This window comes from Thioalkalivibrio sp. ALM2T (assembly GCF_000381505.1).
GTDB classification, from domain to species: domain Bacteria; phylum Pseudomonadota; class Gammaproteobacteria; order Ectothiorhodospirales; family Ectothiorhodospiraceae; genus Thioalkalivibrio; species Thioalkalivibrio versutus.
This window is the reverse complement of sequence record NZ_KB906579.1, coordinates 1-13753: the sequence shown is the minus strand read 5'-3', so window position 1 is coordinate 13753 and position 13753 is coordinate 1. Positions and strand designations below refer to the sequence as shown.

The following is a 13753-nucleotide window of genomic DNA, read 5'->3' as shown; positions in this document are numbered from 1 at the left end:
GCGTAGCGAGTTCAGCGCCGCCCGCGAAAAGCCTCGGAGCGAGGGAAACCCCGGCCCGCACAGCGGGCCGGGGTCGCGGCAGTCGGGCGTGTTTCTTGGCTACTTCTTTGCACGAGCAAAGAAGTAGCTCACGGTGCGCTCGCGAGTGAGCGCGTGGCAGGTGGCCCGACGAAGGCACGTAAACACCGGATGACGAACCAAGACCAGCCTCACAGCGCCAGACGGCAACGCTCGGACACAAAAAAGGCGCCCGGAGGCGCCTTGAAATGCGCGGGAGCGCGCGGCGTTAGTTGATGGCGTCGAGGTCGGCGGCCAGCGACTCGCGGGTGCCTTCGGCGACCGCGTCCAGCCGGTGGTTGTAGTTCTCGTGCTCCACACCCATGGCAATGGCCACTCCCGACTTCACCGCGGAGACCATTTCCGGCGTCAACTCGAAGCGCAGGAAGTGCACTGACGAAGTCTTCTCGTCCGTCTCGCGCTCGAGGTCCTCGTTCGCGATCGGGTAGACCTTGTCATGCCCTTCGACTTGCACATAAGTCTTGCGCTCGATCCCGATCAGTTTGGACAGCTGCACCTTGCGCTCGTCCACGTCCGGATACTCGACCATCATGGTCGCCTTCCAGTTGGAGCCGTCCGGGATCAAGGGGTTGTAGGAATCCAGCTCTTCCTGGATGCCCTCGGCGTCGAAGATCTTCTCGACCCGCAGCATCTCCTGGATCTGGTACTGCATCGTCTTGCGATCCTCGAAGTGCAGGCTCACGGCCGGGCCCACCTGCACGACGCGATTGCGTTTGTGCTGCATCACCTCGGCGCGGAACTGGGGCCGCATCTCGTGGTATTTCTCCAGCGAATACAGGTCTTCACGACTCAGCTTGTCCACACTTGCCTCCATCTTCATCTCGATACCTCCTTCGCGCCGGACGGGTCCGTCAGGATCAGTACACCTCAGTGATCGTGATGCCCCGTCTTCGTGTAGTCCTTGTCGGACCAGAGGTTGTCTTTCAGTTCATGATCGAACACCGGGTTATGCCGACGGATCCACTCCAGCACCATCGCGGCGTGCTCGATCTCCTCGTCGCGGTTGTGCGCGAGGATCGCCTTGAGTTCTTCGTCCTTGCAGCCGTCGATGCGCTGCTGGTACCAGTCCACCGCCTCAAGTTCTTCCATCAACGAGACGATCGCGCGATGCATCTCGCGCGACTCGTCGCTCAGTTCCTCGACCGGTTCGTGGTAGCTGTCACTCGCCATGGATTCTCTCCGTTCGCGGGCGTTCGTTCACGCCCTTGCTGGTCCTGATATACCGCCCGGCAGCCTTACAGGCCATACGCCTGGCGCAGAAGGGTTAGCGGATGCTCGGGCGCCTTGTCCTCGCCCTTGCCCTGCAGCCCGTTCTCGATCATGTGGCCGGCCATCGGGCAATCGCTCGAGTAGTGGTCGGACTCGGCCTTCTGCACGCGGCTGACGACCGGACGGCAGATCTTGGATGCCGTCTCGTAGAATTCGCTTTTCACCCCGTAGGTGCCGTCGTGTCCGGAGCAGCGCTCGATCACGTCGATCTCGGTCTCCGGCACCAGTTTGAGCAGATCGCGGGTTTTCAGACCCATGTTCTGCACCCGCAGGTGGCAGGCGGCGTGGTAGGCGATCTTGCCGAGCTTCTCGGGGAAATCGATATTCAGCTTGCCGTCCTTGTGCCGCTCCATCAGGTACTCGAACGGGTCGAAGATGCGGTCGCGCACCGCGATCACGTCGGCGTCGTCAGGGAACATCAGCGGCAGTTCCTGCTTGAACATCAGCACGCAGGACGGCACCGGGGCCACGATGTCATAGCCCTGGTCGATCATGCGCTTCATTGCCGGGATGTTGGCGTCCTTGGAGGCCTCCACCGACTTCAAGTCGCCCAGCTCCAGCTTGGGCATGCCGCAGCACTGTTCCTTCTCGACCAGGGTGACCTCGATACCGTTGTGCTCGAAGACCTTGACCAGGTCCTCGACCAGATGCGGCTCGTTGTAGTTGCCGTAGCAAGTCGCGTAGAGGGCGACCTTGCCCTGGGTGGCACCGGCCGGCTCGGGATTGCTGACACCCTTCGCGGTCTTGGCAACGCGCGAGCGGCCCTTGCTGGAGTGGTACTCGGGGACCGGGGCGTCCGGGTGCACGCCCATGGTCTTGTCCAGCATCTTGCGCACCGCGCCGTTCTTGTTGGCGGCATTGACCGCGCCGGCGACCACCGGAATGCCCGCCAGCTTGCCAACCATGTCCGTGCTGGACATCAGCTTGTGCGAGGTCTTGGCGCCTTCGTTCTGGAAACGGAAGGCCTTGGCCCGAAGCATCAGGTGCGGGAAGTCCACGTTCCACTCGTGCGGGGGCACGTAGGGGCACTTGGTCAGGTAGCACAGATCACACAGGTAGCAGTGATCGACGACCTGCCAGTAATCCTTCTTGTCGACCCCGTCGACCTCCAGGGTCTCGGATTCGTCGACCAAGTCGAACAGGGTGGGGAAGGAGTTGCACAGACTTACGCAACGACGGCAGCCGTGACAGATGTCAAAGACCCGTTCGAGCTCGCTGAACAGTGACTCCTCGTTGTAGAACTCCGGGTTCTTCCAGTCCAGCGGATGACGGGTCGGGGCTTCGAGACTTCCTTCACGTTGGTGCGTCGGCGCAGACATGCATCCCTCCGGTGTCCGTATCAGTACGATGCTTCGAGGGAAACACGGAACAGCATGCGAGGTGAACCGCATTCAGCCACGCCACAGGCTGTTCCGTATCTCCCGGAAAACGGGGCCGGCGGACCGGCCCCGTGTACTTCCAGCACTGCGAGACGATCAGTCGTCCAACTGGTCCAGCGCCTTCTGGAAGCGGTTGGCGTGGGAACGCTCCGCCTTGGCGAGGGTTTCGAACCAGTCGGCAACTTCGTCGAAGCCTTCGTCGCGGGCGGTCTTGGCCATGCCCGGGTACATGTCGGTGTACTCGTGGGTCTCACCAGCGACGGCGGTCTTCAGGTTGGCGGAGGTGGGGCCGAACTCCAGGCCGGTGGCCGGATCGCCGCAGCTCTCGAGGTACTCGAGGTGACCGTGGGCGTGGCCGGTTTCACCTTCCGCGGTGGAACGGAACACGGTGGCGACGTCGTTGTAGCCTTCCACATCGGCCTTGGAAGCGAAGTACAGGTAACGGCGGTTGGCCATCGATTCGCCGGCAAAGGCCTCTTTCAGGGCTTCTTCGGTCTTGCTGCCTTTCAGGTCCATGGTGCTCTCCTTCTCTCTGGATAAGTTCTACACAACCACAGGAATGCCTGTGCAGACGGTTGTTTAGACTCGGTCTAAACCGTACGAAAACTCTAGTCGGCACCCGGTTCAGTGTCAACCGGAAGCCCTTCGGATTATGGGGGCGGTGGCGCCATAAACAAGGGCTGCCGTGCGCCACGCCTTTCCTCGCCGCAGCGGATCGGATACTTTCTCACCTTTTCGACCCGGTAATCCATCATGACCGACTCGCCCAGCGCCGACAGCCCGGCGGAATTCGAAGCCAGCCTGGAGGCCCTGGAGGCCCTGGTCGCCCGGATGGAGTCCGGCGAGCTCGGCCTGGAGCAGTCGCTGGGCGAATTCCAGCGTGGCATGGAACTGGTCAACCGCTGCCAGCTGGCGCTCGACGATGCCCAGCGCCGGATCGAGGCACTGGCCCAGGAAACACCTTCCGGCACCGCTGCCCAGAATGACCACCACGCAAGCGCCCATGTTCCCCGGACACCGGAGCCGCACGACACGACGGACCCCGATGTCCCGTTCTAGCGAGCCGCCATTGACCGCCACTGACCCCGAGCAGGCCCTGAACGATTACCAGCAACGCATCGAGGCCGTCCTCGACAGCCACCTGGGCACGGACGGCGCCCCCGACGCCCGCCTGATCGAGGCGATGCGCTACGCCACGCTGTCCGGCGGCAAGCGCCTGCGCCCAGTCCTGGTCTACGCGGCCGGGCGCACGACCGGCGCCCCGGAACCGGCGCTGGATGCGATGGCCGCAGCGGTGGAGATGATCCACGTCTATTCGCTGATCCACGATGACCTTCCGGCGATGGACGATGACGACCTGCGTCGCGGCCGCCCGACCTGCCACAAGGCCTTCGACGAGGCGACCGCCATCCTCGCCGGGGATGCCTTGCAGGCCCTGGCCTTCGACATCCTGACCGATGGCGTCGCCGAGCTGCCCGCGCCGACCGGGCTGAACGCGGTGCGCGAGCTCGCGAACGCCGCCGGCCTGCACGGCATGGCCGGTGGCCAGGCGATTGACCTCGGGGCCTGCGGCCAGCCCATCGACCTGCCGGAACTGGAACGCATGCACCGGCTGAAGACCGGCGCCCTAATTCGCGCCTCAGTGCGGCTGGGGGCGCTGGCCGGCACGCCCGCCCCCGACGCCCTGGAACGCCTGACACGCTACGCCGAATGCATCGGCCTGGCCTTCCAGATCCGTGACGACGTCCTCGACGTGGAAGGCGACCCCGAGATCCTGGGCAAGGCCTGTGGCGCGGATGCCCGCCTGCACAAGCCCACCTTCCCCTCGCTGCAGGGCCTGGAGGCCTCGCGCGAGCGGGCGGTGGCTCTGGTCGACGAGGCGCTGACCGAGCTGCAACCCTTCGGTCAGGAGGCGGACTTGCTTCGCTTCCTGGCGCGGTACATCGTCGATCGCATGAATTGAACCGGCCCGCCTAGATGACCCCCACACCCCTGCTGGATGCAATCGAATGGCCCGCCGACCTGCGGGAACGCCCGGCCTCGGAACTCACCGGGGTGGCCGACGAACTGCGTCAATTCCTGATCGAGAGCGTCTCGCGCACCGGCGGCCATCTCGCTGCCAACCTCGGCACGGTGGAACTCGCGATCGCGCTGCACTACGCGTTCAACACCCCCGACGACCGCATCGTCTGGGACGTCGGCCATCAGGCCTACGCCCACAAGATCCTGACCGGACGCCGGGCCGACATGGCCCGTCTGCGCCAGTATGGGGGCCTGGCCGGCTTCCCCAAGCGCGCGGAGAGCGAATACGACGCCTTCGGGGCGGGGCACTCCAGCACCTCCATCAGCGCTGCCGCCGGCATGGCCCTGGCAGCGAAGCACGCCGGGCTGGACCGGCGCCACGTGGCGGTGATCGGCGACGGGGCGATGACCGCGGGCATGGCCTTCGAGGCGCTGAACCACATCGGCGATCTCGACTGCAATCTGCTGGTGATCCTGAACGACAACGATATGTCGATCTCGCCCAATGTCGGCGCGCTCAATCAGTACTTCACCCGACTGCTGTCCGGCCCGCTATACAGCTCGATGCGCGAGGGCTCCAAGCGCATGCTGGAGTTCGTCCCGCCGATGAAGGCCTTCGCCCAGCGCGCCGAGGAACACATGAAGGGCATGTTCGTGCCCGGCACGCTGTTCGAGGAGCTGGGCTTTCGCTACTTCGGCCCGGTGGACGGCCACGACGTGAACGGGCTGGTCTCGATCCTGAAGAACCTGCGCGGCACCCACGGGCCGCAGCTGCTGCACGTCGTCACGCGCAAGGGCCAGGGCTATGCACCGGCGGAGGAAGACCCCTGCCGCTACCACGGCGTGTCCAAGTTCGAGCCGGAAAACGGCCTCGCCCCGTCCGCCCCGAAGCCCCCAACCTACACCGACATCTTCAGCCAGTGGCTGTGCGACCAGGCCACGGCCGACGCGCGCCTGCTGGGTATCACTCCGGCCATGCGCGAGGGCTCGGGCCTGGTCGCATTCTCCGAGCAGTTCCCGGAGCGCTATTTCGACGTCGGGATCGCCGAGCAGCATGCCGTCACCCTGGCCGCGGGCATGGCCTGCGAGGGCCAGAAGCCCGTGGTTGCGATCTACTCGACCTTCCTGCAACGGGCGATGGACCAGGTAATCCACGACGTCGCACTGCAGAACCTGCCGGTGCTGTTCGCGGTGGACCGCGCCGGGATCGTCGGCGCCGATGGCCCGACCCATGCCGGCACCTTCGACACCGCCCTGCTGCGCACGGTCCCCAACCTGCTACTGATGGCACCCGCCAACGAGCGCGAGTGTCGCCAGATGCTGTCCACAGGCTTCGCCCACGACGGCCCGGCGGCGGTGCGCTATCCGCGCGGTGGCGGGCCCGGCGAACTGCCGGAGGGCAGCAGCGAGGATTTGGAGACGCTTCCGGTCGGCCGCGCTGAGGTGGTACGCGAGGGCCGGGGCGTCGTCATCCTCAGCTTCGGCGCGCTGCTGGAGACCGCCCTGGCGGCCGGCGAGGCGCTGGATGCCACCGTGGTCAACATGCGCTTCATCAAGCCCCTGGATACGGATCTGCTGGCGCAACTGGCCGCCAGCCACCAGGGCTTCGTGACGCTGGAAGACCATGCCCGCGCCGGTGGCGCCGGGAGCGCGGTACTGGAGTGGCTCTCCGCCGAGGGGCTGACCCTGCCCTGCCAGGTGCTGGGCATTCCGGATGCCTTCACCGAGCATGGCTCGCGTGAACAAATCCTGGCCGATTGCGGCCTCGACACGGCCGGCGTACTGGGCGCGATTCGCCACGCCTTCGGGCTGGAGAATTGCGCGGACGACGGCAGCCGGATAGGCTTCGCGGGCTAATCAAAACCCGGCCGCCATGGCCGCTCGCCCGGAAAACGATCATGAGTGCCCGTTACACCCTTCGCGTCCTGACCGACTTTGCCTCCGCGCATACCCTGCGCGATTACCCGGGGCAGTGCGCGAACATGCACGGGCACAACTGGAAGGTGGAGGCCGAGGTCCAGGCCGAGACCCTGGACGATTCCGGCATGGCGGTGGACTTCAAGGTGGTCAAGACCGCCGCGCGCGAGATCGCCGGGCAGCTGGATCACCGCTACCTGAACGACGTCCCGCCGTTCGACACGGTCAACCCCACGGCCGAGAACATTGCCCAGTGGTTCTACCGGGAAATGGCCGGACGCCTGAACCGCCCGGGCCTGCGCATGCACGCGCTGACCCTGTGGGAGACCGACCGCGCCTGCGTGCGCTACAGCGAAGACGGCTGACGCCCCACTCGCTCCAGCAACCCCAGCGCCCCGCCAGCCACAAGCACCGTCATTGCGAGGAGCCGAAGGCGACGCGGAACAAAAGCCCGAAGCGCGTTGAACGGCCGCAGGCCGGCCCGAAGGGCGAGCGCAGCGAGTAACCTCCATCCGGAACCACCAGATCCTGGCTCGTTGCCAGCTTCAGGAGGTCGCCACATCGCTTCGCTCCTCGCGATGACGGTGTCCGTTTCCCGCTCCGTTGCCGCCCCCCCGCGTTTGTCTTCCCGACATCTACAAGTGATTCGAGGCGTAGTCCGCCAGCCGTGAGCGCTCCCCGCGTGTCAGCGTTATGTGGCCGCTGTGGGTCCAGTTACGGAACCGGTCCACTACATAGGTCAGCCCGCTGGAAGTCTCGGTCAGGTACGGGGTGTCGATCTGCGCGATATTCCCCAGCGCCACCACCTTGGTCCCCGGTCCGGCGCGGGTGATCAGCGTCTTCATCTGCTTGGAGGTCAGGTTCTGCGCCTCGTCGAGGATGATGTAGCGGTTGAGGAAGGTGCGCCCGCGCATGAAGTTCAGCGAGCGGATCTTGATGCGGCTGGTCAGCACGTCGTTGGTGGCTGCCCGGCCCCAGTCCCCGGCGCCTTCGGACTTGGCGAGCACCTCGAGGTTGTCCATCAGCGCACCCATCCACGGGGTCATCTTCTCTTCCTCGGTCCCGGGCAGAAAGCCGATGTCCTCGCCCACCGGGACCGTGACCCGGGTCATGATGATCTCCTTGTAGGTGTTGTCCTCCAGCGTCTGCGCAAGCCCCGCGGCCAGGGTCAGCAGGGTCTTGCCGGTCCCGGCGGCCCCCAGCAGGGAGACGAAGTCCACCTCCGGGTCCATCAGCAGGTTCAGGGCGTAGTTCTGCTCGCGATTGCGGGCGTTGATGCCCCAGACGCTGTGGCGCGGGGTCATGTAGTCGTCGACCAGCTCGATTACCGCGGATTCGTTCGGCTGGTCGATCTCCAGCACGATCGCGGACAGCGGGTTCTCGCCCTCGCGATAGACAAACTGGTTGGGCTGCCACTCGGCCACCAGCGGGCCGGTCACGCGATAGTAGGTGCGGCCGGACTCCTGCCAGGAGTCCATCTTGGCACCGTGGGTCTCCCAGAAGTCCGCTGGCAGTTCGGTCATGCCGGAGAACAGCAGGCTGACGTCGTCCAGCACCTGATCGTTGTAGTAGTCCTCCGCATGCAGGCCGATCACCGTGGCCTTGATGCGCAGGTTGATGTCCTTGGATACCAACGTCACCGGAGTGTCGGGATACTCGGTCTTCAGCGCCTGGGCAGTGGCGAGGATGTCATTGTCGGCCGAGGTGCCCGGGAGCGAGGCCGGCAGGCTGGAGGACAGGTTGCGGGTCTGAAAGAACAGGCGCCCGGTGGGCGCGAACGTCGACTCGCTGAGCGAATCCGCCTGCAGCGGCAACCCGGCGGCGATCTGCTCGTGCTGGGCGCCGGTGGTGAGCTCGTCAATGAAGCGCGAGACCTGGCGTACGTTGCGCGCGACTTCGGAAACCCCCTTCTTGCCGCGGTCTAGCTCCTCGAGCACGACCATGGGCAGGAAGATGTCGTGTTCCTTGAAGCGGAACAACGCCGTGGGGTCGTGCATCAGGACATTGGTGTCCAGGACGAGCAGGCGTTTCGGATCCTGGGCGGTCGCGTTCATGACACCTCCGGGGCGAAGTGGGGGAAGAGGGGCTCAGCTCCCTGCGAGTTCGCGCACCGCGGCGAGGACCTCATCCACATGGCCCGGCACCTTGACCTTGCGCCACTCCTTGCGCAGTACGCCGTCGGCATCGATCACGAAGGTGGAGCGTTCGATACCGCGTACCTGCTTGCCGTACATGTTCTTCATCTTGATGACATCGAAGGCGTCGCACAGGGTCTCGTCGCCATCGCTCAACAGATCGAAGGGCAGCTCCTGCTTGGCGCGGAAGTTCTCGTGGCTCTTCACGCTGTCGCGCGAGACACCGAGGATCACTGCACCGGCGGCGTCAAACGCGGCCTGGTTGGCAGCAAAGTCGCGGCTCTCGTTGGTGCAGCCCGGGGTGCTGTCCTTGGGGTAAAAATACAGGACCAAGATGCGGCCCTGGAAGTCGGCCGGTCCCAGGGTCTGGTCGCCGGTCGCCGGCACACGCAGGTCCTCGGGTACCCGCTGGTCGATTGCAATGCTCATCAGGCGCTGCTCCTTGAGTAGAGGGTCTCAAAGTATGAAGACTACGGACGCCACGCCAGCCCGGCCGTCTCAGGCCTTGATCGGGTCCAACACGCCGTCCACGTTCAGTTCGTCACAGAAGTCCATGAACTCGCCGCGCAGGCTGGCCAGGTGCTGCCCTGCGGGGATATCCACGACCATATTGGCCGCAAACATGCGCGCCCCGGTCTGCTGGGCGATGTATACCCGGGTCTGAACGTCGCGCAGGTTCACCCCACGGCTGGTAAAGAAATCGGCCAGGGCATTCAGCAGGCCCGGGGTGTCCAGGGCTACTGCATCCACGGCATAGGGCATGGCCGCCTCGGGGCGCTCCTCCAGCGGGCCGCGACGGGCCACCACGACCAGCCCCATCTCCGCCTCCAGGCGCTGCAGGCGGGACTCCAGGGTGCCCAGGGTCTTCCAGTTGCCGCTGGCGCTAAGCGCCATGCAGCAGTAGCCACCCACGACCGTGATGCGACTGGATTCGAGATTGCAGCCGGTATCGGCGATCACCCGGGTCACGCTGGACACCAGACCGGGCTGATCGGGCCCGATCAGGTTGAGGATCAGGTGGGTGTGGGTGCCCGCGCCAACCACCTCAGCCATGCGGCACCCGCCGGCGGCGCGCGAGGCAAGGGACGGGCAAGCACCCGGGGGTTCTCTGCGTGAAAGCGGCGACAGGCATGATGGCTCGCAACATACCACCTTGCCCCGGCGGCGCCAACGCAGTCGGGGGACTTGATCCGCGTATCTCCCCGCCAGGGGAGGCGACCGGGTGCACGAAAGACGAGGTGCGGCGAACAGTCGGCCGAAGGAATCTTGAATGCCCTGTCACCCGCCCGTTAGACTGCACCATTACCGTTGTTGGAGGAGTCGATGTTTCAAGGCAGCATGGTCGCACTGGCGACCCCGATGCACGCGGACGGCAGCCTGGACTGGCCGGCCCTGGATCGGCTCCTGGAATTCCACATCGAGGCCGGCACCGATGCCATTGTTGCCGTCGGCACCACCGGCGAATCCGCGACCCTCGATTTCGACGAGCACTGCGAGGCCATCGCCCACACGGTGAAGACCGTCGCGGGGCGCCTGCCGGTGATCGCGGGTACCGGCGCGAACTCCACGCGCGAGGCCATCGCCCTGACCCGCTGCGCCAAGGAAGGCGGCGCGGATGCCTGCCTGCTGGTCTCCCCCTACTACAACAAGCCGACCCAGGAAGGCCTTTACCTGCACCACAAAGCCATTGCGGAAGCGGTGGACATCCCGCAGATTCTGTACAACGTGCCTGGCCGCACGGCAGTCGATCTGTTACCGGAGACGGTGGAGCGTCTGGCCGACATCCCGAACATCATCGGGATCAAGGAAGCCTCGGCCAGTAACGAACGCACCGCCGAGCTGGTCGCCCGTGTCGGCAACCGCATGGACCTCTACAGTGGGGATGACGGCAACGGGCTGGCCTTTCTGCTCGCGGGCGGCCACGGGGTCATCTCTGTCACCGCTAACGTCGCACCGCAACTGATGGCCGCCATGTGCCGCGCCGTGCGCGAAGGCCGCCCCGACGAGGCGCGCGAGATCAATCGCCAGTTGGACGGGCTGCATTCGGCCCTGTTCCTCGAGGCCAACCCGATTCCGGTCAAATGGGCGCTGCAACGCATGGGCCTCATGGAGGAAGGCATCCGCCTGCCTCTGACTCCGTTGTCCGAACCCTTCCATGCGCCGGTCCTGGACGCGATGCGCCAGGCCGGCATAGAGGTCTGATCCCCGACATGAAACAGTCTGCCAAGCTCCACCGCCACGCGACCCGCACTGCCCTGGCCCTGGCTACGGGCCTGGCCATCGCCGGGTGCTCGACCTCCGGCGACCGCCAGTCCGGCCCCGAGTACGAAATGAGTCGGCAGATGGACAACCTCGAGGTCCCACCGGACCTGATCGCGCCCGACAGCGAACGTGCCTACCGTATTCCGGACGCCCCGGGCGAACGGATCAGCGCCCGCGAGATGCAGCAAGACTCCGCGGCCCGCCAGCAGCAGCGCCAGCCCGCCGGGGCAACCGCGCCGGTCCGCAGCGATGCCCGGGTGCTTCCGGAATCGACCGAGATCCAGCTGATGCGCGAAGGCAGCGTCCGCTGGCTGAGTGTTGAGGTGGCCCCGGAGGATCTCTGGGATCGCCTGACCGCATTCTGGGACAGTCAGAACCTGCGCCTGGAGCGCAACGAACCCCAGGTCGGCGTCATGGAGACCGAATGGGCCGAAGACCGCGCCGGGATTCCGCTGCGGGGCACACAGAACATCTTCGCCCGTGCGCTGGGTAACGTATACGACGCCAACACGCGCGACCAATACCGCCTGCGCGTCGAACGCGACAATGGCCGCTCAGCCATCTACATCTCGCACCGCAGAGCCACGGAAGAACCCGAGGGCGAGACCTGGCGCTGGGCAATGCGCCCGTCCGATCCCGAACTCGAAGCCGAAATGCTTAATCGCCTGCGTGTCTACCTCGCCACGGGCGAGACCCCCGAGGGCGGCACCCGGGTAGCCGAGACCATTGGCGACCGCCCGACTGAGCTGCACCAGACGGAACACGAAGGCCAGCCGGTACTGGTGACGGGCAGCGACTTCGACCGCATGTGGTCGCAGATGGGCACCTACCTGGATCGCGCCGGCCTCCTGGTGGACGACCAAGATCGCAATACGGGGACCTTCGAGGTGACCTATCGTCCCGACATGGTCGGCGAGAGCGAACGCGGCGGCTTCTTCAGTCGGATCTTCGGGCGCGGCGGCGATCGTCGCGAGAACGAGCGTTATCAGATTCGCCTGACCGCCATCGGCGACGGCGATCTGCGAATCGAGGCGCGCGACATCGATGGCGAGCCCCTTGGCCGCCGTGACGCCGAGTCCGTACTGGAGCAGATCGAGCAGCAGATCCTTCGCTAGAATACGGCGAGCCCAGCCACCATGATCCGCTTCTGCTCCCTGGGCAGCGGGAGTTCCGGCAACGCCCTGGTGGTCGAGATCGGTGCCACCCGCCTGCTGGTGGATTGCGGATTCTCGATGCAGGAGCTGGAACGCCGCCTGTCCCGGGTCGACCTGACCCCACGGGACCTGACGGCCGTCCTGGTGACCCATGAGCACGCCGACCACATCGGCGCCACCGCGCCACTATCCCGGCGTTACGGCCTCACCGTATTTACCAGCCCCGGCACCCGATTGGCCGCCCGCGACACCGGTTTTGCTCACATCCAGGAGATCCAGGCGGACGCACCGCTGGAGATCGACGACGCCTGGGTGCAACCGTACACGGTGCCGCACGACTCCCGCGAACCCATCCAATTCGCGTTTTCCGACGGCGATCATCGACTGGTCCTGATGACGGATGCCGGCCACATCTCCCCGCACATGGTCGACGTGGCCAATGCTGCCGAAGCCCTGCTACTGGAGTGCAATCACGACCCTGCCATGCTCGCCGCCGGGCGGTACCCGGCATCGCTCAAGCGACGTATTGCGGGCGGTTACGGCCACCTACCGAATCACGCGGCAACCGATCTTCTCCATCGCATCGATCGATCCAGGCTACGCCATGTGATCGGTATGCACCTGTCGAGTGACAACAACCACGAGACGCTTGCACGCCAGGCGCTCGCCGAGGGGCTTGGCTCCTCACCATCCGACACCGAGATCGCAAGCCAGGACTACGGCTTCACGTGGCGAACCACGGCTCAAGCCTGACTCCAACTACCAGTCCAACGCCGTGCCCGCGGTCACGTCAGCCCGGCCGCGGCGGGATCTCGAAGGGCTGCGCCAATCAACCGACAAGGCGCAGCCCCCCCTCCGGCCACCTGACGCTGCGGTCGGAAACCAAGGCCGGCTCTCCAACGTGGTCCCAAGCCCAGTGTGATCAGCGGCGCGACTCCCGAAGGAAATAGAGGCCCCCGATCACGAAGGCCACGCCAATGACTGTTGCCACCGGTCCGCCAAACCCGGAACCCTCCCGCGGCGCAATGGGCGTGAAAGCCAACTGTCCGCCGAAGATCGCATAGAGTCCAATTCCCAGCAGGACCAGCCCCACCAGGACCAACCCTCCGTCCGTCCGCTTCTGTCTCATCCCAGCCTCCGTCTCGGCACCTGCGCCCCTTTCAACCCGGCCAAGGGCCGCCGCAGCAGACTTCACCGTCCGCACACGGTGCCTGACCAACACGCATAAAAAAAGGTTCATCGAAGGATACCGGGGAGGTGTTCGACCGCTGAAGGGCATCGTAGTCTCACGTGGAGCCAGGAAGGACACGGGAGAGAGCGATGCTGGACAAGAAGACGTTGCAGAAGCTGGGCGGCTGGGAAGGCTATCGGCTGGAGCGTGCAGTTTGGCCGGAGGAGGCCGGCGGCACGCTGGAGCTGCACCTGAAGCCGACGCGGCAGTGGATGCACTGCGAACGCTGCGGTCATCGGACCCGGCAGGTGCACGAGACGACGCTGCGGCGGGTGCGGGATCTTCCTCTGTTTGAGTACCGGGTGG

At 65.5% G+C, this 13753-nt stretch carries 16 protein-coding genes; 8 read left to right on the top strand and 8 right to left on the bottom strand.

Annotation, left to right across the window (positions count from 1 at the left end; translation table 11 throughout):
• Positions 1-286 precede the first annotated feature (286 nt).
• The 4 genes from F816_RS0113835 to F816_RS0113820 form a co-directional block, all read right to left on the bottom strand.
• Positions 287-898, bottom strand: coding sequence for a DUF3501 family protein (locus tag F816_RS0113835; protein WP_019595206.1), 612 nt, complete (start codon positions 896-898; stop codon positions 287-289).
• A 47-nt stretch (positions 899-945) separates the two neighbouring features.
• On the bottom strand, positions 946-1248 hold the full coding sequence (locus F816_RS0113830) for an encapsulin-associated ferritin-like protein (protein WP_017940767.1): 303 nt from the start codon (positions 1246-1248) through the stop codon (positions 946-948).
• A 65-nt stretch (positions 1249-1313) separates the two neighbouring features.
• Positions 1314-2666, bottom strand: a complete 1353-nt coding sequence (locus F816_RS0113825; protein WP_019595205.1) for a heterodisulfide reductase-related iron-sulfur binding cluster — start codon at positions 2664-2666, stop codon at positions 1314-1316.
• A 156-nt stretch (positions 2667-2822) separates the two neighbouring features.
• The gene (locus F816_RS0113820) at positions 2823-3242 is read right to left on the bottom strand and encodes a rubrerythrin family protein (RefSeq protein ID WP_018145308.1); all 420 of its coding nucleotides are present in this window, start codon (positions 3240-3242) and stop codon (positions 2823-2825) included.
• A 237-nt stretch (positions 3243-3479) separates the two neighbouring features.
• Between F816_RS0113820 and F816_RS0113815 the strand changes: the two genes are divergently transcribed.
• Genes F816_RS0113815 through queD form a run of 4 tightly spaced genes read left to right on the top strand, consistent with a single transcriptional unit; the run spans position 3480 to position 7030 of the window.
• The gene (locus F816_RS0113815; protein ID WP_019595204.1) at positions 3480-3785 is read left to right on the top strand and encodes an exodeoxyribonuclease VII small subunit; all 306 of its coding nucleotides are present in this window, start codon (positions 3480-3482) and stop codon (positions 3783-3785) included.
• A gap of 10 nt (positions 3786-3795) precedes the next feature.
• On the top strand, positions 3796-4689 hold the full coding sequence (gene ispA / locus F816_RS0113810) for a (2E,6E)-farnesyl diphosphate synthase (protein ID WP_019595203.1): 894 nt from the start codon (positions 3796-3798) through the stop codon (positions 4687-4689).
• 14 nt (positions 4690-4703) lie between these two features.
• Complete coding sequence (gene dxs / locus F816_RS0113805) at positions 4704-6605, top strand: 1-deoxy-D-xylulose-5-phosphate synthase (RefSeq protein ID WP_019595202.1); 1902 nt, start codon at positions 4704-4706, stop codon at positions 6603-6605.
• Positions 6606-6646: 41 nt separating this feature from the next.
• Entirely contained in the window at positions 6647-7030 is a 384-nt protein-coding gene (gene queD, locus F816_RS0113800; RefSeq protein ID WP_018145304.1) for a 6-carboxytetrahydropterin synthase QueD, read from the top strand.
• 270 nt (positions 7031-7300) lie between these two features.
• Here queD and F816_RS0113795 read toward each other — a convergent pair whose 3' ends face one another.
• The 3 genes from F816_RS0113795 to F816_RS0113785 form a co-directional block, all read right to left on the bottom strand.
• Positions 7301-8719: a PhoH family protein gene (locus F816_RS0113795; protein ID WP_019595201.1), complete on the bottom strand. Its 1419-nt coding sequence runs from the start codon at positions 8717-8719 to the stop codon at positions 7301-7303.
• Positions 8720-8752: 33 nt separating this feature from the next.
• Positions 8753-9229, bottom strand: a complete 477-nt coding sequence (locus tag F816_RS0113790; RefSeq protein WP_019595200.1) for a peroxiredoxin — start codon at positions 9227-9229, stop codon at positions 8753-8755.
• 69 nt (positions 9230-9298) lie between these two features.
• Entirely contained in the window at positions 9299-9853 is a 555-nt protein-coding gene (locus tag F816_RS0113785) for a glycine cleavage system protein R (RefSeq protein ID WP_018937257.1), read from the bottom strand.
• A gap of 270 nt (positions 9854-10123) precedes the next feature.
• On the opposite strand from F816_RS0113785, the gene dapA reads away from it, so the two are divergent.
• The 3 genes from dapA to F816_RS0113770 are packed head-to-tail and all read left to right on the top strand — an operon-like array spanning position 10124 to position 12969.
• Positions 10124-11002 carry a 4-hydroxy-tetrahydrodipicolinate synthase gene (gene dapA / locus F816_RS0113780; RefSeq protein ID WP_019595199.1) on the top strand — a complete coding sequence of 293 codons (879 nt, stop codon included), beginning with the start codon at positions 10124-10126 and terminating at the stop codon, positions 11000-11002.
• Between the two features lie 8 nt (positions 11003-11010).
• Positions 11011-12177: an outer membrane protein assembly factor BamC gene (gene bamC / locus F816_RS0113775; RefSeq protein ID WP_019595198.1), complete on the top strand. Its 1167-nt coding sequence runs from the start codon at positions 11011-11013 to the stop codon at positions 12175-12177.
• A gap of 21 nt (positions 12178-12198) precedes the next feature.
• Positions 12199-12969: an MBL fold metallo-hydrolase gene (locus F816_RS0113770; protein ID WP_019595197.1), complete on the top strand. Its 771-nt coding sequence runs from the start codon at positions 12199-12201 to the stop codon at positions 12967-12969.
• Between the two features lie 169 nt (positions 12970-13138).
• Here F816_RS0113770 and F816_RS0113765 read toward each other — a convergent pair whose 3' ends face one another.
• The gene (locus F816_RS0113765) at positions 13139-13345 is read right to left on the bottom strand and encodes a hypothetical protein (RefSeq protein ID WP_018145297.1); all 207 of its coding nucleotides are present in this window, start codon (positions 13343-13345) and stop codon (positions 13139-13141) included.
• Between the two features lie 191 nt (positions 13346-13536).
• On the opposite strand from F816_RS0113765, the gene F816_RS14185 reads away from it, so the two are divergent.
• A partial coding sequence (locus tag F816_RS14185; RefSeq protein WP_019595196.1) for a transposase family protein occupies positions 13537-13753 on the top strand: 217 nt, incomplete at its 3' end.